21 protein-coding genes and 1 pseudogene are annotated in these 26,167 nt (G+C 60.8%); 9 read left to right on the top strand and 13 right to left on the bottom strand.

All coding sequences use genetic code 11. The annotated features are described in order from the left end of the window. Position 1: 1 nt before the first annotated feature. The 3 genes from IPK09_05095 to IPK09_05085 form a co-directional block, all read right to left on the bottom strand. Entirely contained in the window at positions 2–1,111 is a 1,110-nt protein-coding gene (locus IPK09_05095; GenBank protein MBK7982993.1) for an amino acid ABC transporter permease, read from the bottom strand. Positions 1,112–1,114: 3 nt separating this feature from the next. Further along, complete coding sequence (locus IPK09_05090) at positions 1,115–2,296, bottom strand: amino acid ABC transporter permease (protein MBK7982992.1); 1,182 nt, start codon at positions 2,294–2,296, stop codon at positions 1,115–1,117. Between the two features lie 91 nt (positions 2,297–2,387). After that, positions 2,388–3,410: an amino acid ABC transporter substrate-binding protein gene (locus IPK09_05085; GenBank protein ID MBK7982991.1), complete on the bottom strand. Its 1,023-nt coding sequence runs from the start codon at positions 3,408–3,410 to the stop codon at positions 2,388–2,390. A 114-nt stretch (positions 3,411–3,524) separates the two neighbouring features. On the opposite strand from IPK09_05085, the gene IPK09_05080 reads away from it, so the two are divergent. Genes IPK09_05080 through IPK09_05065 form a run of 4 tightly spaced genes read left to right on the top strand, consistent with a single transcriptional unit; the run spans position 3,525 to position 7,508 of the window. Further along, positions 3,525–4,568 carry an ATP-grasp domain-containing protein gene (locus tag IPK09_05080; protein ID MBK7982990.1) on the top strand — a complete coding sequence of 348 codons (1,044 nt, stop codon included), beginning with the start codon at positions 3,525–3,527 and terminating at the stop codon, positions 4,566–4,568. 20 nt (positions 4,569–4,588) lie between these two features. Beyond that, complete coding sequence (locus tag IPK09_05075; protein MBK7982989.1) at positions 4,589–5,704, top strand: phosphoribosyltransferase domain-containing protein; 1,116 nt, start codon at positions 4,589–4,591, stop codon at positions 5,702–5,704. Beyond that, positions 5,689–6,429: a hypothetical protein gene (locus tag IPK09_05070; GenBank protein ID MBK7982988.1), complete on the top strand. Its 741-nt coding sequence runs from the start codon at positions 5,689–5,691 to the stop codon at positions 6,427–6,429. The genes IPK09_05075 and IPK09_05070 overlap by 16 nt, the downstream gene beginning before the upstream one ends. Next, positions 6,426–7,508: a cysteine protease StiP family protein gene (locus IPK09_05065; GenBank protein ID MBK7982987.1), complete on the top strand. Its 1,083-nt coding sequence runs from the start codon at positions 6,426–6,428 to the stop codon at positions 7,506–7,508. Before IPK09_05070 ends, IPK09_05065 begins: the two co-directional genes overlap by 4 nt. A 13-nt stretch (positions 7,509–7,521) precedes the next feature. Here the strand turns inward: IPK09_05065 and IPK09_05060 are convergent, their stop codons facing one another. Next, the gene (locus tag IPK09_05060) at positions 7,522–8,223 is read right to left on the bottom strand and encodes a TIGR00266 family protein (GenBank protein ID MBK7982986.1); all 702 of its coding nucleotides are present in this window, start codon (positions 8,221–8,223) and stop codon (positions 7,522–7,524) included. Between the two features lie 311 nt (positions 8,224–8,534). On the opposite strand from IPK09_05060, the gene IPK09_05055 reads away from it, so the two are divergent. Then, positions 8,535–9,419 (top strand): HpcH/HpaI aldolase/citrate lyase family protein, encoded by an 885-nt coding sequence (locus IPK09_05055; protein MBK7982985.1) that lies wholly within the window; start codon positions 8,535–8,537, stop codon positions 9,417–9,419. 178 nt (positions 9,420–9,597) lie between these two features. After that, positions 9,598–10,863, top strand: coding sequence for an OmpA family protein (locus tag IPK09_05050; GenBank protein ID MBK7982984.1), 1,266 nt, complete (start codon positions 9,598–9,600; stop codon positions 10,861–10,863). Between the two features lie 163 nt (positions 10,864–11,026). Here the strand turns inward: IPK09_05050 and IPK09_05045 are convergent, their stop codons facing one another. After that, positions 11,027–12,436 (bottom strand): FAD-binding oxidoreductase, encoded by a 1,410-nt coding sequence (locus tag IPK09_05045; protein ID MBK7982983.1) that lies wholly within the window; start codon positions 12,434–12,436, stop codon positions 11,027–11,029. A 98-nt stretch (positions 12,437–12,534) separates the two neighbouring features. Here IPK09_05045 and serA point away from each other — a divergent pair, with 98 nt between their 5' ends. Together serA and IPK09_05035 are read left to right on the top strand one after the other, a co-directional pair. Continuing rightward, complete coding sequence (gene serA, locus IPK09_05040; protein MBK7982982.1) at positions 12,535–13,773, top strand: phosphoglycerate dehydrogenase; 1,239 nt, start codon at positions 12,535–12,537, stop codon at positions 13,771–13,773. 17 nt (positions 13,774–13,790) lie between these two features. Further along, positions 13,791–14,327 carry a DUF2058 family protein gene (locus IPK09_05035; protein MBK7982981.1) on the top strand — a complete coding sequence of 179 codons (537 nt, stop codon included), beginning with the start codon at positions 13,791–13,793 and terminating at the stop codon, positions 14,325–14,327. Between the two features lie 53 nt (positions 14,328–14,380). Here IPK09_05035 and IPK09_05030 read toward each other — a convergent pair. Continuing rightward, positions 14,381–14,752, bottom strand: a pseudogene (locus tag IPK09_05030) (DUF1992 domain-containing protein). Between the two features lie 183 nt (positions 14,753–14,935). Between IPK09_05030 and IPK09_05025 the strand changes: the two are divergent. After that, on the top strand, positions 14,936–16,219 hold the full coding sequence (locus tag IPK09_05025) for an ABC transporter substrate-binding protein (GenBank protein ID MBK7982980.1): 1,284 nt from the start codon (positions 14,936–14,938) through the stop codon (positions 16,217–16,219). Positions 16,220–16,261: 42 nt separating this feature from the next. Here IPK09_05025 and IPK09_05020 read toward each other — a convergent pair whose 3' ends face one another. From IPK09_05020 to glgB, 7 genes are all read right to left on the bottom strand, one after another. Beyond that, entirely contained in the window at positions 16,262–17,377 is a 1,116-nt protein-coding gene (locus IPK09_05020; GenBank protein ID MBK7982979.1) for a sulfate ABC transporter ATP-binding protein, read from the bottom strand. Continuing rightward, a complete protein-coding gene (gene cysW / locus IPK09_05015) occupies positions 17,374–18,246 on the bottom strand; it encodes a sulfate ABC transporter permease subunit CysW (protein MBK7982978.1) in 873 nt (290 codons plus the stop codon). The genes IPK09_05020 and cysW overlap by 4 nt, the downstream gene beginning before the upstream one ends. Beyond that, complete coding sequence (cysT, locus tag IPK09_05010; protein ID MBK7982977.1) at positions 18,243–19,082, bottom strand: sulfate ABC transporter permease subunit CysT; 840 nt, start codon at positions 19,080–19,082, stop codon at positions 18,243–18,245. The genes cysW and cysT overlap by 4 nt, the downstream gene beginning before the upstream one ends. A 224-nt stretch (positions 19,083–19,306) precedes the next feature. Then, positions 19,307–21,448, bottom strand: a complete 2,142-nt coding sequence (gene glgX / locus IPK09_05005; protein MBK7982976.1) for a glycogen debranching protein GlgX — start codon at positions 21,446–21,448, stop codon at positions 19,307–19,309. Positions 21,449–21,631: 183 nt separating this feature from the next. Beyond that, complete coding sequence (locus IPK09_05000) at positions 21,632–22,534, bottom strand: hypothetical protein (GenBank protein ID MBK7982975.1); 903 nt, start codon at positions 22,532–22,534, stop codon at positions 21,632–21,634. 71 nt (positions 22,535–22,605) lie between these two features. Next, positions 22,606–23,580 carry an HTH-type transcriptional regulator CysB gene (cysB, locus tag IPK09_04995; protein ID MBK7982974.1) on the bottom strand — a complete coding sequence of 325 codons (975 nt, stop codon included), beginning with the start codon at positions 23,578–23,580 and terminating at the stop codon, positions 22,606–22,608. A 147-nt stretch (positions 23,581–23,727) separates the two neighbouring features. Beyond that, complete coding sequence (gene glgB / locus IPK09_04990; GenBank protein MBK7982973.1) at positions 23,728–25,968, bottom strand: 1,4-alpha-glucan branching protein GlgB; 2,241 nt, start codon at positions 25,966–25,968, stop codon at positions 23,728–23,730. Positions 25,969–26,167 lie beyond the last annotated feature (199 nt).

Raw genomic sequence — 26,167 nt, 5'->3', positions numbered from 1 at the left:
CCTAACGCTTGTGGCCGGTGTGCAGGCGTTTTTCCAATCGTTGGCTGTAGCGGGACATGCCGAAACAGAACAGCCAATAGACGGCGGCGGCGAACACGTAACCCTCGGTGGAAAAACCCAGCCACTCCGGATTGGTGGTGGCGTTGTGGACGATGTTCATCAGGTCGAACAGGCCGATGATGAGCACCAGGGACGTATCCTTGAACAGGGCGATGAAGGTGTTGACGATGCCGGGGATGACCAGTTTCAGGGCTTGGGGCAGCACGATCAGCAACATCGACTTCCAATAGCCCAGGCCCAGCGCGGCGGCGGCTTCAAGCTGGCCCTTGGGGACGGCTTGCAGGCCGCCGCGCACCACCTCGGCCATGTAAGCGGCCTGGAACAGGCTGACGCCGATCAGCGCCCGCAGCAGCTTGTCAAAATTCATCCCAGCCGGCAGGAACAGCGGCAGCATGACCGAGGACATAAACAGCACGGTGATCAGCGGCACGCCGCGCCAGAATTCGATGAAGGTCACGCATAAGGTCTCGATGGCCGGCAGCCCGGAGCGCCGGCCCAGCGCCAGCAGCACGCCCAACGGCAAGGCGGCGGTCATCCCCACTCCGGCGATGATCAAGGTCAACAGCAGCCCGCCCCAGCTGCTGGTGTCCACGACCGGCAGACCCAGCACGCCTCCTTTCAACAAGATCAGCGCGACGATGGGGAAGGCGACCAACAGCGCTAATCCCAGTCGCATTTTGACTTTTTGCGGCACGGAACGGACCAATAACGGCGCCGCGCCGAGCAGCGAGAGCAGCACGACCGTTTTGACCCGCCAGCGCTGGGCGTCCGGGTAGAAACCGTACAAAAACTGGTCGAAGTGGACTCGGATGAAGGTCCAGCACGCGCCTTTATTCGCCGCGCAAGCAGCGCGGTTGTCGCCGCTCCAGGTAGCGTCCAGAAACACCCAGCGCAGCAGCGGAGGGATCAGGGTAAAGAGCAGGTACAGCGCCAGCACGGTCAGCGCGGCGCTGAACGGGGATGAAAACAGATTGCGGCGCAGCCAGCCGAGCGCGCCGGCGGTGCTGGCCGGCGGCGGTAAGTCGGGGTGGGGGACGCGAGACTCGGCCACAGCTCAGCGCTCCACCAGCGCCACGCGCCGGTTGTACGCATTCATCGCCAGCGAGATAAGCAAGCTGAGGGTCAGGTAGACCGTCATGGTGATGGCGATGCATTCGATGGCCTGCCCGGTCTGGTTCAGCACGGTGCCGGCGAAGGAGGACACCAAATCGGGATAGCCGATGGCGGCGGCCAAGGACGAATTCTTGGTCAGATTCAAATATTGGTTGGTCAGCGGCGGGATGATCACCCGCAGCGCTTGGGGCAGGATGATCAGCCGCAAGGTCTGACCGGCATTGAGCCCCAGCGACAACGACGCTTCGGTTTGGCCGTGACTGACCGCCTGAATGCCGGCGCGGACGATTTCGGCGATGAAGGCGGCGGTGTAGATCGACAGCGCCAGCAACAGCGAGGCCATTTCCGGGATCACCACCCAGCCGCCCCGAAAGTTGAAGCCTTGCAGTTCGGGGTACTGCCAAACCAGCGGCGAACCCATCAGCCAATAGGTCAATAGCGGTAGACCGGCCCACAGCGCCAGCGACGCCGATAGCGTGGGAAAGGGTTGACCGGTCGCCATCTGCCGGCGGCGCGCCCAGCGGAACAGCCACCACGTCAGCCCGACCGCGACACCTAACGCCGCCAGCACCCAACCGAAACCCGGTTGGAACTGCGGAGCGGGAAGGTACAGCCCGCGAATGTTCAGAAATACCGCATCGCCCAGATGCAAGCTCTGGCGCGGGGGCGGCACCGCCCGCAACACCGCGAAATACCAAAAGAAGATTTGCAGCAGCAGCGGAATGTTGCGAAAAGTCTCGATATAAACCAAGGCCAGCCGGGAAATCAGCCAGTTCTTGGACAAGCGGGCGATGCCGATGATGAAGCCCAGCGAGGTCGCCAGCACGATCCCCAACGCCGACACCACCAAGGTGTTGAGCAACGCCACCCAAAACACCCGGCCGTAGCTGGAGGTCGGTGAATAGGGAACCAGCGTCTGAATGATGTCGAAGCCCGACGGCGAGGACAGAAAACCGAAGCCGGAGGCGATGCCCAACCGGCGCAGGTTGTCCTGGGTGTTATGGAAGACGTACAGGCCGAAGGCGACCGTGGCGATCAGGGCGATCGCCTGAAAGGCGATGGCCCTGGTGTGCGGGTCGTTCCAAAACGGCGGTTTGACCGGAGTGAGGGCCGGCTCGGTCATGAAGTTTCCGAAAATCGAGTGAGGGGCCGCATCAGAAAACCCCCATCTTGCGACCGCGGGGCAGGGGTTGGGGCGAAGCTGCGCGCGACGCTCAGCGCACGGGCGGCGCGTATTGCAGGCCGCCTTGATTCCATAGCGCGTTCAGGCCGCGTTCGATCTTGAGCGGGCTGCCCTTGCCGACGTTGCGCTCGAAGATTTCACCGTAGTTGCCGACTTGTTTGATGACGTTAGCCATCCAATCGTTGGCCAAGCCGAAGTCCTTGCCTTTATCGCCTTCGACGCCGAGCAAGCGTTTCACATCGGGGTTGGTGGATTTTTTCATTTCCTCGACGTTCTTGGAGTTGACGCCCAGTTCCTCGGCGTTGACCATGACGTAAAGGGTCCACTTGACGATATCGAACCAGTCGTCGTCGCCGTGGCGGACCACCGGCCCCAGCGGTTCCTTGGAAATCACCTCGGGTAACACCACATAATCATCCGGTTTGGCCAGCTTGATGCGCTGGGCGTAGAGCTGCGACTGATCCGAGGTCAGCACGTCGCAGCGTCCGGCCTCTAGGGATTTGGCGCTTTCGTCGGATTTATCGTAGGTGATCGGCGTAAATTTCATCTTGTTGGCGCGAAAATAATCGCTCAGATTGAGTTCGGTGGTGGTGCCGGCCTGCACGCAGACGGTCGCGCCGTCCAGGTTCTTGGCGCTGTTGACGCCCAGTTTCTTGTTGACCAGAAAGCCTTGTCCGTCGTAATACGTCACCCCGGCGAAATTCATGCCCTGCGCCGAATCGCGGCTGGAGGTCCAGGTGGTGTTGCGCGACAGCACGTCGATTTCGCCCGATTGCAGCGCGGTGAGACGCTCCTTGGCGGTCAGCGGGGTGAACTTGAGCTTGGTGGGATCGCCGAACACGGCGGCGGAAATGGCGCGGCACACGTCCACGTCGATGCCGTTATAGTTGCCCTTCTCATCGGCGAAGGAGAAGCCGGGCAGGCCGTCGCTGACGCCGCATTTGATGGAGCCGTTTTTCTTGATGGCCTCCAGGGTCGCGCCGGCGTAAGCAGTGCTGGCGCCGGTTAGCGACGCAACGGTTGCGAGGAGGGCGAAGGTTCTAAACCTTTTCATGGGGGATCTCCGAAAGCGGCGGGGTGAGACAGGACGGTCTGGAACATTGATGAGAGTAGTATTAGTCGGACTGTAAGGAAAATATAGAGTGGCTTACGACAAACTGGTAATTGTATGACTGTCCGTGCGTTGGTGACCCGCGGCCTTGCCACCGTGCGCGCCGCCATCGACTTGGTTCATGAAGCGATGGAGCCCGATGAGTTTCATTTGGGGGCAAGCTATTCCACCGAACAGACCCCGTTGCGCCTGTCGGCCGATTCCTTTTACCTGGAGCCGGCGGCCGCGACGCCGGACGCCTATGTGGAATGGCTGCTGGCGCTGTGCCGGGAACGAGAATTTACCCTCGTCTGGCCCCAAAACCGTTGGTCGTTGCTGCTCGACGAACAGACGCGGTTCGCGGCCGCCGGAGTGCGGCTGATCCTGTCCTGCCCGGATGTAGCAACGCTGGAGGCGATCCAGGATAAGTCTCAGGCCAACGCCCGGCTTGCCGCCGCTGGCGTGGCGCTGCCGCGAACCCTGCCGGTGGCGACCGGCGCGGAATTCACCGACGCGCTGGCCACGTTCGCCGCCGGCGGCTGGCGCACCTGCGTCAAACCGGTGCGGTCGATCTACGGGCTCGGCTTTCGGTTGATCGACGATAGCAAACGGCCGCTGGAGCGCTTTTTGGCCAATGATGTTTTCACCATCGACAGCGCCGGCTTCGCGCGCCTGCTGGATGCGGCGGAGGGCGAACGCGCTTTTCTGGCGATGGAATATCTGGCCGGCGACGAGCGTTCGATCGATTGTCTGGCCGACCGGGGACGATTGGTGCGCGCCATCGTGCGCCGCAAGCCCGCCGATTCGCACTGGCGCTGGCAGATCATTGAGGATGATCCCGCGGCTTGGGAAATCGCGGAGCAGGCCGTCGCCGCGTTCCGGCTCAACGGCCTGATCAACGTGCAAACCCGCGAGCGGATTCATGAAGACGGCCGCCGCGAGCAATGTTTTCTGGAAGTGAATCCGAGGATGTCGGGTGGCATCTACCTGTCCTGCCTGGCGGGGTTGAACCTGCCTTATTGGCTGTTGCGGCTGCTGTGCGGCACGGTGGCTGAAGCGGCCATCCCCCGGCCCGCCAACGGCGTCCGGGTGGCCAAGATCGAACAGGCCGTGATTTTGTGATGGAGCCTCTAGGGCGCTGCGTGGAAATACCGATCCGGGCCGGCCGGCTGTCGCTCGACCTCCGACGCGAGGAATGGCCGCTGGAGGCGTGCGTGGCCTGCGCCACCCGGCAAAATCCCCGCCGGCTTTACCTGTTTGTCAGCAAGGTGTTGGGCAAGCATTGGCCGGTCAAACCCAGCGTGATGCGCGCCGTCCAGCGTCGGCTGGCCGGAAAAATAGCCGCTTTGCCGGGACCGCTGCTGGTGATCGGGATGGCCGAAACCGCCACCGCTCTCGGTCGTGGCGTGGCGGAGGAAGCAGCGCTGCAAACCGGGCGCGCCGATATTTTATACTGGCAAACCACTCGTTATCTTTTATCGCATCATCTTGCTTTTAGCTTCGATGAATGCCACAGCCACGCCCCGGATCACGCCGTATACTTGCCTGGACCCGCTTTATTGCCTCTTTTACAAACGGCGCGGACGCTGGTGTTGGTGGATGATGAAATTTCCACCGGCCGGACCTTGGTCGAGCTGGCGCGGGCGTATTTCCAGCTCAATCCCCGGATCGAGCGGGTGGCCTTGGTTTGTATCACCAACTGGTTGCCCGAGGAGCGGCAACGACAAATCGAGGCGCTGTTGGAGCGACCGGTACTGTTCCCGGCTTTGATCGAGGGGGATTTCCGCTTTACGTCGGACCCGAATTTTCCGCCGCCCGAACTGCCGGTGGCCAGCGCGGGTGTCGATCGTCAGCACGATAACATCACGGCCGACCCCGCGCGCACCGGGCTCATCGCCGGCCGCTGGGAACCGCCGCCGCTGCCCGAACTCCCGCTGGATCGACCGCTCGCCGTGATCGGCACCGGCGAATATACCTATACCCCGTTTCGCCTTGCCTTGGCGTGGGAAGAGCGGGGGTATGACGTGCGGTTTCAGTCCACCACTCGCTCGCCGATTCTGGTCGGCGACGCCATCGCTAGCCGGCGTGAGTTTTTGGACAACTACGGCGACGGCATTCCCAATTATTTGTACAACCTCGATCCGAACCGGTTACCCATCATCTGTTACGAACATCCAGCCATGCTGGCTACAAATCCGCTGGCCGCCGAAATCGGCGGTTTGAGTTTGGTGACGGAGCTTTCATGCCGCGCCTCGTGATCTTTCTCGACCTCGACGACACCATTTTACAAACCGCCCCAAAATGTCCGCCGGGCGAGCCGGCGCTGGCGGCGGCGGTGGATCGTGCCGGACAGGCGCTGTCGTTCATGACCCGCTCCCAACAGTATTTGCTCGCGGGTTGGTTGGAGCAGGGTACGGTGATTCCGGTCACGGGCCGCACCGATGACGCGCTGGCGCGGGTGCTGATCGCCTTCGACTCCTGGCGCATCACCCATCACGGCGCGGTGATCCGCCAACCCGACGGCCGGTTGCCGCCGTGGTGGCGTGCTGAGGTGGAACCCCGGCTGATCGCGGCGCAACCGCTGCTCCAAGAACTCGCCGAGCGCTTGAAGGCGGGCGCGGCGGCGGGGAGTTATCGGGTCAGCAGCCATGCCATCGAGCGGCGGCTCACCTACATTTCGGTCAAGACCGAGGGTGATGGCGCGGTGTTGGCCGGTTTGCGAGCGCGGCTGGAAACGGACGGCTGGCCGCCGGAGCTGGTGTTGCACCACAACGGCAACAATCTGGCGTTGACCGTGGTCGGCGCGCAAAAGCAGGACGCCGTGCGGCGGGTGATCGCGGAGCTGGAACAGGAAGGACCGACCGTCACCATCGGCGCTGGCGACAGTCTGACCGACATTCCGTTTCTGCGCGTCTGCGATTTCGCTCTGGTGCCGAAGAACAGCCAAATCCAGCGCGAAACCTGGGCCGGGCGCTCGGCATGAGCGCTTTCGCCGGCAGCTATCGAGCCGAGGATACGGTATTTTTGCTCAAACCGATGGCGCTGGCCATGGTGGATGTGGCCACCAAGGAGCGGTTGATTCAGTCGGGCCGGCGCCATTACAGCGAGCTGCTGACGCCCGAGAATGCGCCGGACCCGAAGTATCTGGAATTGTTCGAGGCGCTGACTTCGCGCTACGCCCGGCGGTTGGCGGGGGAAGTGTTAGGGTTGGCGCGCTATCTCATCGATGCCCGACCCCAGCCGCTCACCGTGGTATCCCTGGCGCGAGCCGGCACGCCCATCGGCGCGTTGCTGGTTCGCGCGCTGCGCTACTTGGGACGGAGCGACGCGCGCCATTACTCCATTTCGATCATCCGCGACCGGGGCATCGACGAAAACGCATTGAAGTTCGTACTGCGGGAGGAAAAACGCCCGGCGGCGGGTTTGGCGTTCGTGGATGGCTGGACCGCCAAGGGCGTGATTGCCGGGGAGCTGCGTCGGGCGCTGGCCCATTGGAATGCCCGGCAGCCCGAACGCTTGGATGCGGAGCTGCATGTGGTGTCGGACATCGGCGGCGTGGCCGAGGTGGCGGCGACCCATGATGATTACGCCATCCCCAGCGGCATCTTGAACGCCACCGTGTCGGGGTTGACCAGCCGTTCGATTCTGAATGCCGCCATCGGCCCGCGGGATTTTCACGGTTGCGTTTTTTACGCCGATTTCGCCTCGCACGACCGCTCGGCTTGGTTTCTCGATCAGATAAGCCAACATTTCGCCGGCGTCACCGCCGCGCCCGTCTGGCGCGATTCTGGGGAGCGTCAGGAACGGCGGCGGGCGATGCGCGTCTTTTTGAAGCGGCTTCATGCCCGGTACCGCATCGCCGATCGCAATTTCATCAAACCGGGAGTGGCCGAAGCCACGCGCGTCTTGCTGCGCCGGCTGCCCGATGTGCTGCTGCTGCGCGATCCCACGCAGCCGGATGTCGAACATTTACGGTTGCTGGCGGAGCAGAAGCGAGTCTCCGTCGTCATCGACCCCGACATGCCCCTGCAAGCCACCGCGCTGATCAAGGACTTGTCCTGACCGTCAAACTCGGCTAGCCGGCGGCGGCCCCGCGCGCCCAGGCGCTGAACGCATCGCGGTTGCGAGAGCAGATCAGCACCTTGCCCGCGCCGGCAAAGCGCAACACGACACCCTCGCCGCTGGTCACGCTGTTCAATAGATTGCCGAGCAAGCCGGAGCCGGTTTTGGCGGTGGTCACGGAGATTTCATAATGCAGGCTGCTGTCCCAGGCGACGACATGGGCGTTGTCAATGATCACATCCTTGCCCGGTTCCACGTCCATCATGAACATCGAGCCGAAACCAGAGACCGCCAGTTGACCCTTGCCACCGGCTTCCAAGACGAAGAAGCCGCCGCTTTGCGCGAACAAGGCGTTGCCGAGATTTTGGGCGCGCGTGGTCAGTTCGACGCCGGCGGTGGCGGCGACGAACGCGCCGTCGTTGAGGGTGTAGCGCTGCGGGCCGACATCGAGCATCTGGATCGCGCCGGGCAGCATCGGCGACAGCAAGCAATCGCCGTCGCCGCGGGTCGCTTCGATGTGCTGCTGAAAAAAGGATTCGCCGCTGGTCAGACGCCGCATGAGGGCGCGGCCGAGGCCGCCGCTCATCTTGCCTTGCAAGTCGAGCGTGGCCTCCATCATCACCATGGCGCCGGATTCGCAAATAATTTTTTCGCCCTTGCGTAACGAGGCGTGCAGGAAAGGATCGATGTCACCCGTGATAGTGAACGTTGGCATGAAGTACCTCGTCCGATCATGTGCCGTTGCGTGGATGGAAAAGCGTGCTTTCAGGTTCCGAGCGTAACAAGTTCGGCATAACTTTATTGGATAATCGATAATTGACCGGCAAGCAACGGTAAAATGAGCTGAAACATGAGAGTTTTCAAGCGTAAAAGGGGAGACGCGCGGCGGTGCCAGCGGCATTCGATGCCGTGGCGTCTTAAAAGCGGATGAGCGCCGTCTCCGTTGATTTTTGCATTACGCCACGCGGGGAGCCAGCGCGCGAGGGCGACACCGGACCGCGCCAAGCCTCGCCGGCCCTTTCGGCGATGCAATTGGGCGCGTCGTTGTATATCCCAGCGACCCGGCCGGATCTGGCGGCCATCGCCAACGGGCTGAAGTTGCCCGGCTTGCGTTCGGTGATTTTTTGCACCGAGGATTCCGTGCATGGGCGGGATCTGGAACGGGCGCTCGACAACGTGGCGGCCTTGTTGCCGGCGTTGGAAACCTCCTCGCTGTTGCGCTTCATCCGCCCGCGCAATCCGACGGTGTTATGGCGGTTGTTGCAATTGGACGGGATCGAACGGATTCAGGGCTTCGCGCTGCCCAAATTCGGGCCGCATAATTTGGACGAGTGGTTGCGGGTGTGGGACGCGCGCAACGGCCATTATTTGCTGCCGATTCTGGAAACCGTCGAAACCTTCGAGCACCGCAAGATGGAGCGGGTGCGGGATCGGCTGGAAAATTGCGGGTTGAAGGAGCGGATATTGTGCCTGCGGATCGGAGGGAATGACTTGTTGAACCTGCTCGGCATCCGGCGCGGGCGGGGCGCGACGGTGTATGACACTCCCTTGCGCGACACCATCGCCGATCTGGTGCGGATCTTTCATCCGGCGGGCTATCCGTTGAGCGCGCCGGTATTCGATTATCTCGACACGCCGCAGGTGCTGGCGCGAGAGGTCGCGGCCGACTTGCAGCATGGCTTGATCGGCAAGACCGCCATTCATCCCGCGCAAATCCCGGTGATCGAGGCGCTCTATCGGGTGGCGCTCGACGATTACGAAACGGCCGGGGCCGTGCTGGCGCCCGACGCGGCGGCGGTGTTCCGGCGCAACGATTCCTTCTGCGAGCCGGCCACCCACTGGCGCTGGGCTACGGCGGTGTTGGAGCGGGCGCGAGTGTTCGGAGTGGAAGAGCGATCCTCCCCGCAGTGATGGGTGCGACCGCGGCGGTCCGTGCTCGCCGCTGCCGTGCCCTAGCCCGCCCGTTATGAACTAGGAACTTTCAGCTTGCGATGGCGGACAAAGCAACGACCTTGACTGTTTAACCAAAATAACTAACGCTCATGGGCACTTATTTTGCCCGGCTCACCGTATCAACAGGAGAATCTTCATGGTGACCAATTTGCTGGACCTGTTCAAAGCGGAATTCGGTGATGAGTTAATTGAATCGCTCAGTACGTTGCTGGGCGAACAACCCGCCGCAACTCGGACCGCGACCCAGCGTGTCGGGGAGGCGACCCTGGCGGGACTGATTCAGCGTAGCGCCGCGCCAGACGGCACAACCGCGCTCGCCAACGTTCTCAACGAGGCCAGGTTCAATGACGATGGCTTGGCCCATCTTACGGCTTCTATGCGACAGGCCGGTGCTTCCACAGGGCTCATCGATCAAGGCAAAGCGCTGTTGAGTTCGCTGTTTGGAGAGCGAACCGACGGCTTGGCCCGCTGGGTCTCCAGTTCGAGCGGAATCGGCCAAAGTTCGGCTTTGTCCTTGCTGAGCCTGATCGCGCCCACGGTGCTCAGTTTCATCAAACGCCAATTCGGCGGCAACGTGGATGCTTCGAGCCTGCGTGGTTATCTCGACAGCCAACGGAGTTTTCTCGAAAAGAGCGCGCCCGACGGTCTGCTCTCCCTACTGGGCTGGCAGGGCGGGCCGGCTGCCGGTGCCGCAAAAGTAGCGCCTCATGAGGCCCGGCCGGCCGGTCCGGCGATCATTGCGGATGCGCCACAATCCGAGCGTTCTGGTTTTCCTTGGTATTGGTTGCTGTTGCTGCTGGGCTTGCTGGTCCTGGGTTTCTTGCTCATGCGGGGCTGCGATAGAGTTGATACTACGGCGACCCGGACGCCCGCCGTTAGTGGAACGGCGCCAGCCGCGCCAGCCGCGCCAGCCGCGCCCAGACAGGAAGTCGTGGCTTCCGCCGCGCAACCGGTGGAGTTGGTCTTACGCGACAATGTAAAGCTTAGGGTGCTTCCGGGCAGTGTCGAGCAAAGGCTGGTCGCCTTTATCGAAGATCCCACGAAAGCGGTTGACGACAAGACCTGGTTTACCTTTGATGGCCTTGAATTCGAAACCGGCAGCGCCAAGCTCAAGGCGTCATCCCAGGAGCGGTTGAAGCAGATCGCCGCCGTGCTTAAAGCCTATCCAGCGGTCACGATCAAGGTCGGCGGCTACACCGACAACGTGGGCGACCCCCAGACCAATCTCAGGATTTCCGGGGAACGGGCCAAAGCGACCCTGCAAGAGTTGGTCAATATGGGCATCAGCGCCAACCGCATGGACGCTGAAGGCTATGGCGAACAGCATCCGGTGGCGGATAACGCGACCGATCAGGGCCGGCAAAAGAACCGCCGGGTCGATATTCGGGTGACGGCTAAATAGCGATCCTGTAATCCGTGACGCCAGAGGTCCCCGGCTGTGTCGGGGGCCTCTGTATCAGCCATTCCTACGGTGGTGGTGCAAGATTCCGAGGCTGCGGAGCAAAACCGACCTGAATGTAAGGTGACGCAGCGTTTTTACCTGAGTTCGGCGGTGCCAGCAGCGCTCAGACAGGATCAAAAATCTTGCCCGGATTCATGATGCCATTCGGGTCGAACACCTGCTTGAGCGCCCGCAGATAGCTGAGTTCGGTGGCGTCGCGGGTGTAATGCAAATAGGGTTTCTTGGTCAGGCCGACCCCGTGTTCGGCGGAAATGCTGCCGCCGTGACGTTGCAGCGCCGCGAAAAGATGCTCGCTCACCGCTCCGCATTTTTTGGCGAACAGCGCGGTTTCCATAGCCGTCGGCTTCAGGATGTTGATGTGCAAATTGCCATCGCCGATATGGCCGTACCACAGCACTTCGAAATCGGGGTATTGCCGCGCCAGTAAAGCGTCGATTTCTTCCAGCAATGCCGGCACCCGCGAGATGCGTACCGCAATGTCGTTCTTGTAGGGCTGATGCTCGGAGATCGCTTCGCTGATGTCCTCGCGCAATCGCCACAGCTCCTTGGCTTGCTGTTCGCTCTGACTGATGGCGCCATCGACCAACCAGCCTTGTCCGGCGCACTGTTCGAACAACGCCAGCGCGGTATCGGTGTGGCGTCCGTTCGGGTTTTCGAATTCAGTCAATACATAATAGGGCGTGGCGGTGTCGAACGGCCGCTGGAGGCCTTTTTTCAGGACATGGCGCAACGCCAGTTCCGAGAAAAATTCGAAGGCGCTCAAGTCCAGCGTGGCGCGCAAGGCGGCGTAAATGGCCATGATGCCGTTCAAATCCGGCACGCCCAGCACCATTACGCTGGGTTCCCGCAAGGGTCGGGTCAGTTTGAGCGTCGCCTCGACGATGATGCCCAGGGTGCCTTCACTGCCGACGAACAGATGCCGCAGATCGTAGCCGCTGGCGTTCTTGATCAAACCCCGGTTGAGATCGAGCAGGTCGCCGCGCCCGGTGACCACTTTCAAACCCGTCACCCAATCGCGGGTCAGACCGTAGCGCACTACCTTGATCCCGCCGGCGTTGGTGGCGATGTTGCCGCCGATCTGGCTGGAGCCGCGCGAGGCGAAATCCACCGGGTAATACAACCCCTGTTCGCGAGCGAAATTCTGCACGGCTTCGGTGATCGCGCCCGCTTGACAAGTGACGCTGCGATCCACCGGATCGAATTCCAGAATCCGGTTCATCCGCTCCAGCGACACCACGAGTTCGCCGCGACCGGCGACCGCCGCGCCGCTGAGTCCGGTGCGCCCGCCGGAAGGCACCAGCGCCAGCCGGCGCTCGTTGGCATAGCGGACCAACTGCCGCACCTGTTCGACGCTGCCGGGCAGCACCACCGCCAGCGGATTCGGCGCATACAGGCGGGTCCAGTCGCGGCCGTAGCTCAGGCAAGTATCAGCGTCAGCGCGCACGTAAGCAGCTTCGATAAAGCCGCGGATGCCCTCAAGCAGGGCGGCGGTTGCGTTTGTGGTGGGCGTCATGGTCGGCGGCGATGGTGGCGGCGGGAGAAAGAGATGGTTGCCAGTCTTGGCCGGAGGGATAATAACCGCATTCTATCACCGGCGAATCGGACGCACCCATGAGCAAGACCTCTCTCGACAAGAGCAAGATCAAAATTCTCCTGCTGGAAGGCATTCACCCCAGTGCCGTGGAGGCGTTTCGAGCAGATGGTTATAGCACCATCGAGTCGCATCCGAAGGCTTTGCCCGAAGCGAAGCTATTGGATGCAATCGGCGATACCTATGTCGTCGGGATCCGTTCCGCGACCCAACTGACCGCCCAGGTGTTCGAGCGCGCCCCCCGGTTGATGGGGGTCGGTTGTTTTTGCATCGGCACCAATCAAGTCGATCTCGACGCCGCGCAGGGGCGAGGGATACCGGTGTTCAACGCGCCGTTTTCCAACACCCGCAGCGTGGCGGAGTTGGTACTGGCGGAGATCATCCTACTGTTGCGGGGCATTCCCCAGCGCAGCGCGGCGGTCCATCGCGGCGGCTGGATCAAGACCGCCACCGGTTCCCACGAGGTCCGGGGCAAATGCCTGGGGATCGTCGGCTACGGCCACATCGGCACGCAGGTCGGGTTGTTGGCTGAAGGGTTGGGGATGCGGGTCGTGTACTACGATATCGAAACCAAGCTGACGCTAGGCAACGCCAAAGCGTTGCCGTCGCTCGATCGGCTGCTGGAAACCGCCGATGTGGTGACTTTGCACGTCCCGGAAACGCCGCAAACCTACCGGATGATCGGGACCGAACAACTGGCGCGGATGAAAGCCGGCGGCCATCTCATCAACGCCGCGCGCGGCACGGTGGTGGATGTCGATGCGCTGGTCGAGGCGCTGGAATCCAAACATTTGGCGGGTTCGGCGCTCGATGTGTTTCCGACGGAGCCGAAAGGTAACGACGAGGAATTCATTTCCCCGCTGCGGCGTTTCGACAACGTGCTCCTGACCCCACACGTCGGTGGCAGCACCGAGGAAGCGCAGCAGAACATCGGCCTGGAAGTGGCGGGCAAGCTGCTGAAATACAGCAACAACGGTTCGACGCTCAGCTCGGTCAATTTCCCGGAAGTGGCGCTGCCCGAACACCCCGGCAAGCACCGCTTGCTGCACATCCACCGCAATCAACCGGGTGTGTTATCGGAACTCAATGCCATCTTTTCGGAATTGGCCATCAACGTCGCCGGCCAATACTTGCAGACCAATCCCCGGATCGGCTACGTCGTGATGGACGTGGACACCGATGGACGCGCCGAAACGCGGCAACTCAAAAAGCGGCTGGGCGAGGTGGCCGGCACGATTCGGACCCGAATTCTGTACTGAAGCGGGAGGGGGTGAGCATGTCGTTGCGGGATGAATTACTGAAAGCCGGACTGGTGCCGTCGGACAAAGCCAAAAAGCTGGAAGCCGAAACGCGCAAGCAGGGGCACCAACTGAAAAAGAGCAAGACGCTGGCGGCTGAAGATGGGGCGCGGCAGGCGGACGCACAGCGGCGAACCGAAGCCGAGATCGCCCGCAAGCGCGAGCAGGACCGGCAATTGAATCGGCAGCGAGAGGCGGAAAGGCAACGCCGGGAACAAACCGCCCGCGCCCGACAATTGATCGACAGTCACCGGTTGAACGATCGCGAAGCCGAACTGCTCTACAACTTTCAGGAGGGCCGGCTCATCCGCTCGATCCGGGTCACGTCCGCCCAGCGCAAGGCGCTGGCGCTGGGTCGCATGGCGATTTTGCGCGGAGATCGCAGCGAGTTCGATTTTCCGCTGGTTCCACGCGAAACGGCATTGAAGGTCGCTGAGTTCGCGCCGGAACGGGTCGTGCTGCTGTATCCCGAAAGCAGCGGCGAAGAGAGCGAAGACGACTGGGGCGATTGGTGAGCCAATAAAGCCATTTTATACCATCATCTCATTAACTAAATCAAAAGGAAGACTCAAGCGCTGGAATCCAACCGTTCCAGCAGGCGCTGGCGGTAGCGATCTTCCAGCAGCAGATTGAGCGGCTGGCGGCGGCTGGCCAAAAGCCGCAACTGCAACAATTCGAGCCGGGCGCGCGCCCGGCTGCGCTCGCTTTCCGGCAGCTGCCGCAAAAGCTGTTCGGCCTCCCGCGCGTCTTTGCGCAATTGCAATTCCGACGGCAGAAAGCCAGCGTTCTTGAGGATGCGGTAAGCGGCGCGCAATGCTTCAGGAACGGCTGAGTCATCGTCCAATTACAGGGGTTTAGCTTCGCCGGGCAGGCCGCGCAATTCACCCCCTTCGATGGCTTTCTGAATCCGGGCTTCAGCGATCTGGTCGAGCAGGTCCATGGAACAGTGCCTCGAACGTGGGGCCAAACGCAATCGATCTCAATGCTGTAAACCGGATGTTAAAATCAACTATTCTTATTGAGGCATGGGGTAACAACAGTCCCTCATGGCGCGGGCTTAAAATCTCATGATGCTAGACATTGAGTGAGTTTAAAGGTCTAAAAATCAGGGGGGTATCAAGTTATGATAGCAAGCGCTCAACCAGCCTGGAAGAATCAACTCGACCGGCGGCATCGGCTCGGCACGGGCTTATTACTCGCCTTAACTCTGCTAGCGAGTGCGTCGAGCCAACTCCATGCCCAAGAACCCGGTATTACGCCTACCGCTTTGCGGGTCGGCGGTATCATGGATTTACAGGGTGCGTCCAGCGCGCGCGGCCAAGCGATGAAAGCCGGCGTTGAAGCCGCCCTTAAAAATGAGAAGATTCAGGGGCGAAGCATAGAATTTATCGTGCTCAACGACTCCTTTCAGCCGCCCTTCGCCCTGGAGGCGGCCAAGAAATTGATCGATCAAGGCGTGTTCGTCATGCTGGGCAATACCGGAACGCCGACCACCAAGGCGGTCATGCCGCTGCTTGCGCAACACCAGATTCCGGCGGTCGGTTTTCCGCTTGGAGCGGCTCACTTGCGGCCCGGTGTCGGCGATGTCATCAATTTCCGGGCCAGCTTCGCCCAGGAAACTAGCCGGGTCATAGAGACGGCCTTGGCCGCTGGGGTCAAACCCGAGCAAATCTGCGCTTATCTCCCCAGCGATGCGGGCGGCATGGAAAACCTCGCGACGGTCAAGGCGGCGCTGGAGAAGCAACCCAATATCGAAGGGATCATCAAAAAATTCGATCAGATCATCGCGTTGCCGGAAAACCAGTCCGACCCGAACGGTATCGGCCCGGTCGGGTTTTACAAACGCAGCGAGTTGACTCAAGCCAGAGCGGGCTATCAATCGTTGAAGGAGTGGGAAAAAACCGCCGGCACCCAATGCCGGCTGGTGCTGACCGTGGGCGGCATCAACGCTTCAACCGCCAACTTTGTGCAATATTCGAGGTATAGGGGAGAAAAATGGCTGGTCAGCATCACTTCCCAGATAGAAATTCCCAGCTTTATCAAAGAAATGGCGGTTCACAATATCAAGGATGGGGTGATCATGACCCAGGTCGTGCCGCCCCTGGACTCCTCGTTGCCGATCGTCGAGGAGGCCCGTAAAGCCTTGGGTGGCGATATCGGCAATATCTCCCTGGAAGGGTATATCGCCGGCAAGCTGTTTCTGGCGATCCTGCGCAATGTAAAAGGGGAGCTGACCCGCGAAAATTTTCTCAAAGCGGTGCGCGGCCGCGCCTTTGATCTGGGCGGCTTGCCGCTCGATTTTAGCAACGACAATCAAGGTTCCGATTTGGTCCAGCTGCAAGCGCTGGAAGACGGTGCTTTCAAGACCAAGACAGCGGAGCAGATTCATAAACTGTTGCAGAAGTGACGGTCCCCGGCCGCCAGCGCGTTAAAGCAGCGTCCGGCGCCGTCAAATCCCATCGCCGTGACCGTTCCAGTGCATCGGCGGCGCGGGGTTCGCCTCATCTTGCAGGAACACCCGCAGCTGGCGGGGTTTGACGAAAACCAGATCGCCGGCTTTCAGCGGATCGGCGGCATAACGCTCGCGGGTCATTTCCACTTCGGCGGTCTCATCGCCCGGCGTCTGCCGCAGCTCCAGCCGGACCAGCGAACCGAGGATGGAAACCCGGCTGATCTTGGCGGACAAGGTGGTGTCGCCGTCTTCTGGTTCCCGCAGCAGATCGATATCGTGCGGCCTGACGTAGGCCAGGGCGGGAACCTGCTTGGCGTCTTGATACTCAGGCGCCCGCAGGCGCAATCCGCCCAGCCGCACCCAGCCGGCATGGGCCCGACCGTGGAACAGATTGATGTGGCCGAGAAATTGGTAGACGAACGGCGTGGCCGGCGCGTCGTACACTTCTTCCGGCGTGCCGATTTGCTCGATATGGCCGTGATCCATGACCACGATCTGGTCGGCGACCTCCAACGCTTCTTCCTGATCGTGGGTGACGAACACGCTGGTGACGTGCAGCTCGTCATGCAACCGGCGCAACCAGCGCCGCAATTCCTTGCGCACCTTGGTGTCGAGCGCGCCGAAGGGTTCGTCGAGCAACAGCACCTGCGGTTCGACCGCCAACGCGCGGGCCAGCGCGATCCGCTGGCGCTGGCCGCCGGAGAGTTGCGAGGGATAGCGGCCCGCCAGCCATTCCAGTTGGATCAAACCGAGCAATTCATTCACCTTGGCGCGGATTTGCGCCTCGCTGGGCCGGCGCGCGCGCGGCCGCACCCGCAGGCCGAAGGCGATATTTTCAAAGACCGTCATGTGCTGGAACAGAGCGTAATGCTGGAACACGAAGCCGACTTGCCGGTCGCGGACATGCCGGTCGCTGGTCTCCTCGCCGTTGAAGAAGATATGGCCCCGATCGGCGGTTTCCAGGCCGGCGATGATCCGCAGCAGGGTGGTTTTGCCGCAGCCGGACGGGCCGAGCAGGGCGACCAGTTGGCCGGCTGGAATGTTCAGGTTGATGTTGTCGAGCGCCACGAAGTTGCCGAAGCGCTTGTGGAGTCCTTGGATGTCGATGCTCATGCAGTCTCTCCGGGCGCGGAGGGGCGCCGCTTTTGCAAGGTATGGTGCTCGATCAAGGTCTTGATCGCCAGAATCACGAGAGCAAAAAGCGTCAACAGTGAAGCGCAGGCGAAAGCGGCGGCGAATTGGTATTCGTTGTAGAGAATTTCGACATGCAGCGGCAAGGTATTGGTCAAGCCGCGGATGTGACCGGACACGACCGACACCGCGCCGAACTCACCCAAAGCCCGCGCCGTGCACAGCACCACGCCGTACAGCAACCCCCATTTGATGTTGGGAAGCGTGATGCGCCAGAACGTCACCCAGCCGCTGGCGCCGAGCACCAGCGCCGCTTCTTCTTCTTCGCTGCCTTGCGCCTGCATCAAGGGGATCAGTTCGCGGGCGATAAAAGGGACGGTGACGAAGATCGTGGCGAGCACGATGCCGGGCACGGCAAAGATGATCTTGATATCGCGCTCGACCAACCAAGGGCCGAGCCAGCCTTGACCGCCGAACAACAGCACATAGATGAGGCCGGCGATGATCGGCGATACCGCGAAGGGCAGATCGATCAAGGTCACCAACACGCTCTTGCCGCGAAACTCAAATCGGGCGATGGCCCACGCCGCCGCGACGCCGAACAGCATGTTCAGCGGCACGGCGAAGGCGGCGCTCAACAGTGTCAAGCGAATGGCGTCGAGCGCGTAGGGGTCGGTGATGGCGGCCCAGTAGACACCGATGCCCTTGCGCAAGGCTTCGTAAAATACCGCCGCCAGAGGCACGACCAAAAACAGCGACAGAAAGGCGAGCGCCACACCCAGCAACAGGATACGGACCAACGGCGGTTCGATAACGGTAACGGCGGTGGGTTGCCGGGAAAAATCGTTCATGGCGCTTCAGACTGCCGCAAGTGGCTCCAGCGCTGGAACAGGTTGATCAGCAACAGCAGCACGAAGGAAATGACCAACATGACCACGGAAACCGCCGCCGCTCCTCGATAGTCGTACTGCTCCAACTTACCCACGATCAGCAGCGGCGTGATTTCCGACACCATCGGCAAGTTGCCGGCGATGAAGATGACGGAGCCGTATTCGCCGATGGCCCGAGCGAAGGCCAGGGTAAACCCGGTCAGCAGCGCCGGGCGGATCGCCGGAAAAATGACCCGCTGAAAAATCTGCCAGCGGTCGGCGCCGAGGCTGGCCGCCGCTTCCTCGACCTCGGCTTCTAGATCCTCCAGCACCGGCTGTACGGTGCGAACCACGAACGGCAGGCTGATGAAGACGAGGGCGACGACGATGCCGAGCGGCGTAAAGGCGACCTTGAGGCCGAGCGGTTTGAGAAACTGGCCGAGCCAGCCGTTACCGGAATATAAAGTGGTCAGGGTAATACCCGCCACGGCGGTCGGCAGGGCGAACGGCAGATCGACCAGGGCGTCCACCAGCCGTTTGCCCGGAAAGCGGTAGCGGACCAGCACCCAGGCGACGATCAAGCCGAAAACGGTGTTGATGGCGGCAGCGAGAAAGGCGGCGCCGAAGGTCAGTTGATAGGACGCGATCACCCGGGGCGCGAGCACGATTTTCCAAAACTCCTCCCAGCTGAGCTGGAAGGCTTTCAGAAACGCCATCGCCAAGGGAATGAGGACGATCAAGCTCAAGTAGCCGACCGCGAAGCCGAACGTCAGCCCGAAACCCGGCAGGACGCTGGGTTGGCGAAACCACGACCTCATGCGCAACGAATCCAGCGGCGACGCGCAACGGGCGGTGCCGCCGGTGGCGGGAGGGTGGAATGAGGCGGAAATACGCGCAAGGTTCAAGCTCCGCAAAAAGTAGGGGCAAAACAAGACCGCCGCGACCGGTCTATGGGGAAGGTCGCGACTATAGGCGCAAGACTAAAGAAGAAAAAAGAATATTTAATGATATTTATATAATTTATCGAGCGAGAGCGATCCGTTCACCGATTCTCGTCGGTGGCCAGAGCAAACACGGTCACGGCCCACGCGTCCATCTGAAAGTTTTCGCCGGCGGGGACTAGCAACTCACCGGCGGCCAACCGCGGGTGCGCGGTATCCAGCAAACACCGCCATTGATTGGCGTTGGCCGCCGCCGGCATTCGGAAGGGCAGAGGGTTGGGGCCGGCGTTGAAGAGGATCAGCAGTGTATCGTCGGTCTCTGGATAGCCGTCCGGGGTAAAGTGGTCGCCGGCATCTCCGGCCAGCAACATGCCGAAGCAGCGCGCCTTGGGCTCTTGCCAGTAGGCATCGCTCAAGGCGCCACCGCCGGAGCCGATCCAATCGATATCGCGCAATCGAGTGCTTTGCGAGCTTTTGTTGCCATGTAGGAACAGCGGACGGCGCACTACCGGGTGGTCGCGGCGCAGGCTGATCAGACGGCGGACGAATTCTTGGAATTCCTGTTCTTCCGCTGGAATCTTGTCCCAGTTCAACCAATTGATCTCGTTATCCTGACAGTAGGCATTGTTGTTGCCGCGCTGGCTGCGGCCGAATTCATCGCCGGCCAGCAGCATGGGAGTGCCTTGCGACAGCAGCAAGGTCGCCAGCAGGTTGCGGCGCTGGCGCAGGCGGATTTTCTGGATGGCCGGATCGTCGCTCGGTCCCTCGGCGCCGTGATTCTTGCTGAAATTGTAGGGATGGCCGTCCCGATTTTGTTCGCCGTTGGCTTCGTTGTGACGGTCGTTATAACTGACCAGATCGGCCAGGGTGAAGCCATCGTGGCTGGCGACATAGTTGATCGAAGCCCACGGGCGGCGGCGGTCGTGCTCGAACAGGTCACTGGACGCCAGCAGGTTGGGCGCCAGCTTCGCCAGCATACCGTCGTCACCGCGCCAGAACCGGCGGGTGGTGTCGCGAAAGCGATCGTTCCATTCGGCGGTGCCGGCCGGAAAGCCGCCGAGTTGATAGCCGCCCGGACCGATATCCCAGGGTTCGGCGATCACCTTGACCGCCGCGAAGGCGGGTTCTTGTCGGATCGCGTCAAAAAATCCTCCCTGACGGTCGTAACCATGTTCTTCGCGGCCCAAGGTCACCGCTAGATCGAAGCGGAAGCCATCGACATGCATCTCATCGACCCAGTAGCGCAAGCTGTCCATCACCATCTGCAACACCCGCGGATGCGTGATGTTGAGCGTGTTACCGCAGCCGGTGTCGTTGATGTAAAAGCGGCGGTTGTCGGGATGGAGACGGTAGTAGGAGGCATTGTCGATACCCCGGAAGCTAAGGGTCGGACCCAGCTCGTTACCTTCGGCGGTGTGGTTGTAAACCACGTCCAGCAGCACTTCGATGCCGGCGTCGTGCAGGTGTTTGACCATGGTCTTGAATTCGGCCAGCTCGCCACTGCTCAAGTAACGAGGTTCGGGCGCAAAAAAGCACAGCGTGTTGTAGCCCCAGTAATTGCGCAAGCCGCGATCGGCCAAAAAGCGGTCGTCCACGAAGGCGTGTACCGGCATCAACTCGACGGCGGTAATGCCGAGCGCTTTAAGGTACTTGATGATTTCAGGATGCGATAGGCCGGCAAAGGTGCCGCGCAAATGATGGGGAATGCCTTCATGGCGGATGGTGAAGCCGCGTACGTGCGTTTCATAAACCAGCGTTTTCGACCAGGGGGTTTCAGGGGGCCGATCTCCCTCCCAATTGAAGCTGGTGTCCACGACCACGCATTTCAACATTTCGCGGCTGTTGTCGCGGTTGTCGAACGACAGATCGGCTTTCGGATCTCCGACGCGATAGCCGCAGTGTTCGTCGTGCAGATGCAGCACGCCGTAGAACTGGCGGGCGTAGGGGTCGAGCAGCAACTTGTGATGGTTGAAGCGGTGGCCGAGCTGGGGTTGGTAAGGCCCGGAAACCCGATAGCCGTAAAGGGTACCCGGCCATAAGCCGGGGATATAGCCATGCCAGATTTGGTCGGTGTTTTCAGGAAGCGCCAAGCGTTCGATCTCGCGTTGGCCCGAAGAATCGAACAAACACAATTCGACTTTTTCAGCGTGGGCGGAAAAGAGCGCGAAGTTGACGCCCTTACCGTCCCAAGTCGCACCGAGCGGATACGCTTTGCCAGGCCATACACGAGCGCGTGATAACATTTTCTGGGTTCCTGATGAACGGTTTTTTTGGAATAGAGCGACTTCAAACTATAGCGCGCGCCAATCGAGAAAACCGCGCCTGAAAAGTGATTTAGATTTTTATGATTAAATTCAATCTAATAAAAATACCTTGGCGAGCTTTCCGAGTATTATATCATCATCTTCAGCTCGCTACCGACCCGCTCAGCGATAAGGGGCGCGATAGCGATGGACACGCACCGACGGAAGCAAGGGTTCATCCTCGATGCGCACATCGGCCCGTCGGAGTCGAGGGGTGAGCGGCGGTTCGGGGGCCACCGGTACGAACTCAGGCAGCGTTTGGCCGGGTTGCAACGGTATCAAGATCGGCAGTGGCGCTTGCATGAGGCGGCGGCGCACGCCTGACCCGCTCTCGGCCGCAAAGACGAGATTGGCGCGCAGGTGAGGGCAAACGCTGCGAACCCGCGCCAGTATCTCATCGCCGCCAAGTTGGGCAAGCCGTTGTAATTCCAAGATGATTTGCGGCGTCTCGACCCGTTGTTCCAGCAATCGGCGAGCCGTGGCCTGGCTGGTGCGCTGGATCACCCGCCCTTGCTTGGACCAGGTAAAGCCAATCTTTAGGGGACGCTGATCGAGCAGCGGAATATGCCGGTAGGCTTGTTTGAGGTTCAAGCGGGCGGTTCCCATGCGGCGCATGGCGTCCGCCAGTGCTTCCTGACGGCGGTGCAGATCGGTCATGGCCGCCTGGATTTCAGGTCGCGCCAGGGACTTGAGGGCCAATACCGCCGCCTTGAAGCGATCCTTGGCGGCATTACAAGCAGAGGCGGACAGGAGCGTTTCCTGGCCGGCGCCGACGATGCCGGGGCAGGTGAGGGTTTCCCGGCCATCTCGCGCCTCTTCGTACCAAAGCGCGCGATAGAGCTGGATCGCCTTGAAGCGCATGTCAGCGGCTTCTTGCATCTCGGCTTCGGTGCGCGACACCCAGGCGGCCAGCGTCGCGTCGCGACGGATGCGAGCGCAACATTCGTCCAGATGTCCGAGCAAGCTATCGTAAGCGGCCAGTAATTCGGTCCTCAGTAGGACCATCGATGGAGCGGGTGCGGGCATGCTGGTTTCCTCCACTGCGTCACCTCTTATTATATCATCACCTTTTATATAACCAAAAAACCATCCAAACCTCACCTAACCGGCAGCTCCAAACCCTCAAAAACCTCAGCGATCTCCTCGACCGTCTGCAACCGCTCGACGGCGCGCACCCGCTCGCGTTGTAAATGCGCCGAGAACAGTTCCATAAAATCATACATATAACGGCGCAGAAACATACCGCGCCTGAAACCAATTTTGGTGATGTTGGACGGGAACAGATGACTGGCGTCCAAGCGCACCAAATCCTGATCCTGCTTGGGATCATAAGCCATTCTAGCCACGATCCCGACGCCCATCCCCAAGCGGACATAGGTTTTGATCACGTCCGCATCGGTCGCGGTAAAAACCACGCTCGGTTTCAAATGCGCGCTGCGGAACGCCCCATCCAGTTGCGAGCGCCCGGTGAAACCAAAGACATAAGTCACCAGCGGATATTGCGCCACATCATACAACGTCAAACGCTCCACCCGACTCAAAGGGTGGCCGACTGGAACCAGCACGCAACGGTGCCACACATAACAAGGCATCATAACCAAATTTCCAAACAATTCCGGGGACTCGGTGGCGATCGCGAAATCAACCTCGCCCGATTGCACCAACTCGGCGATCTGCATCGGCGAGCCCTGATGCACCTGTAAGTTGACCGCCGGATAGCGCTCTCGAAACACCTTGATGACGGGCGGCAGCGCGTAGCGTGCTTGAGTGTGGGTGGTGGCCAGCGACAAGCTGCCGCGGCGATCATCGCGGTACTCCTCGGCCAAAATCTGGATATTGTTGACTTCACGCAAAATAGTTTCGACCTTCAGAATAATCTGCTGCCCGATAGGGGTAATTTCGGTCAAGTGCTTGCCGTTACGGTTGAACAGCTCGACACCCAGTTCTTCTTCCAGCAGGCGCAACTGTTTGCTGATACCCGGCTGAGAGGTATACAAACTCTCCGCCGCGGCGGAAATGTTCAGGTTATTACGAACGATCGCCGTCAGATAACGCAGTTGCTGCAATTTCACGGATAACCCCTCCAAGCGGAAACATCGCGGTCGCCTACCCAGTGACCGCCACTCAAGGCGTCAAAACCGGCCGTTTGACCACCGCATAACGCACGCCCGAGAGCCTCCCGCAAAGACATGCCGCGCTCCAAGATCCGCTCGGCTCGTTCAACCATCATTACCCCCCTCGAAAATCTCGAACTGAACAGGGGTCAACACCAGCCCGGTCAGGGGAGGCAAGTTCACCAGTAAGGAGCAAGGTTGCCCCATATGAAAAACCGGGAGGGCGCAGATTTCGCCATTGATTCCGCCGCCACCTCCGTATTGGGCCGCATCGGAATTCAACACTTCCTTGTAGAGTCCGGGCAGCGGCACACCCACGCGATAGCCGAGGCGGGCGGTGGCGGCGAAATTGAAAATGATCACGGCCTGGTGCTCGCCACTCCGGCGCAGGTAGACGATCACCGACTGAGCGGGATCGTGGCAATCCAGCCATTCGAAGCCTTCCTGGAAAAATTCGCAGGCGTGCAAGCTAGCCAGAGACCGGTACAGGCCATTAAGATCGCAGATCAGCGTCTGAACGCCGCGACATTCCCTTTGTTCCAGCAAAGGCCAATCCAGCACTCCGGCAAAATCCCATTCCTGTTCTTGAGCAAATTCGTTACCCATGAACAGAAATTTCTTTCCAGGGTAGGTCCACAGATACAAATAAAGCAGCCGCAGGTTCGCAAAGCGCTGGCGCCGGTCTCCCGGCATCCGCGCCAGCAGCGATCCTTTGCCATGGACCACCTCATCGTGAGACAGCGGCAGCATGAAATTCTCGGTAAACGCGTAAAGAAGCCCAAAAGTCAGCAATTCCTGATGATGGCGGCGCAAGGCGGGATCGAGGGTCAGATATTCCAGAGTGTCATGCATCCAGCCCATGTTCCATTTCATCCCAAAGCCGAGTCCCCCCATCCAGGAAGGCCGGGTCACCAACGGCCAAGCGGTGGATTCTTCGGCGATCATCAGCACGCCTTGAAAGCGGCGATGAATGAACTCATTCAGCTCGCGCAAGAAGACGGCCGCTTCCAGATTCTCATTGCCACCGAAGGGATTGGGCCGCCACTCGCCGGAATCGCGGGCGTAATCCAAATACAGCATGGAGGCGACGGCATCCACCCGCAGGCCGTCCAGGTGGTATTCCTCCAGCCAAAAACAAGCGCTTGCCAGCAAGAAATTCTTCACCTGAGTGCGGTTGTAATTGAAGACCAGCGTGCCCCAACCGCGATGCTCGCGCCGGGTCGGGTCTTCATATTCGTAGAGGCAGGTGCCATCGAAGCAGGCCAGACCGTGGACATCCTTGGGGAAATGGCCGGGCACCCAATCCAGAATGACACCGATACCCGCCTGGTGGCAGTAATCCACAAACCAGCGAAAATCGTTCGCCGCGCCGTGGCGGCTGGTCGGCGCGAAGTAGCCGGTGGTCTGATAGCCCCAAGAGGCGTCCAACGGATGCTCGGTGACCGGCATCAGCTCGATGTGGGTGAAGCCCAGCGAACTGACGTAAGCGACCAGCCGTCGGGCCAACTCCTGATAGGAGAGATAATCGCCGGTGCCATCCCGCTGCCATGAGGCCAAGTGAACCTCGTAGACGGAAAGCGGCGTCTGCGACCATTTTTGATGGCGCCGGCGCAGCATCCAACTTTCATCCCGCCACGAATAGGCGGTATTGTCGGCGACGATCGAGCAAACCTCCGGCCGCCGTTCGAACAGGCGGCCGTAAGGATCGCTTTTGCGCAACAAAGCACCGGTTTCCCGGACGCGGATTTCGAACTGGTAGCGCAGCCCCGCCGTCAAACCGGGAACGAACAACTCCCAAACATGGCCGCGCCGGCGCAGGGGATGGCAAAGACCCTGCCAAGCGTTGAAATCGCCCACCACGCTGACCCGTTCGGCGTTGGGAGCCCAGACCGAGAACAGAACGCCGGCGATGCCATCCACCCAGCGCGGATGGGCCCCCATCATCCGGTAGGCGTGGAGGTGGCGACCCTCGTTGAACAAATGCAGATCATACAGGGTCAACTGGGGTGCGAAGGAGTAAGGATCGTGCATCGCGAACTGACGGCCATCGGCGGTGGTCCAGGCCAGTTGGTAATGCGGGGCCAAGGCACTCACCTTGCCTTGCCATTCAAACAGATCGGTTTCCGCCACGCGTTGCAGGGGTTGGCCGATATCGACCAGATAAACCTGCCGGGCACCCGGCCAAAACGCACGAATGGCGATCCGCTCCGCGCGGCCGTGGCGACCGAGCACTCTAAAGGGATCGGGGTGGCGTCCCTCCCCCAACAAAACGGCGTCAGCGATGATCTGTTCGCTGGCTGTTCGCGCTGGCGTCGGGCTAGCGCCGCCGAGTTCGGAGTCCGTCATCAGAAAAACCGATCCTCCCGGATGCCGGGGCACTCCGGGCCGGTGCGGGCGCTATGAGTGACAATAGGTTGCATCCGGGACCTACTACTATATTAGTTATGACATCGGGTCTGGCTATCCGGCTGACACCGGGTACCCGGCGGGTCGCCGATCCAATCGTCCGAACCCGAGATTTGGAAAATCATAGCAAAGAGGGATA

The organism is Candidatus Competibacteraceae bacterium (assembly GCA_016713505.1).
GTDB lineage: Bacteria > Pseudomonadota > Gammaproteobacteria > Competibacterales > Competibacteraceae > Competibacter_A.
This window is presented reverse-complemented; position numbering and strand designations above follow the sequence as displayed.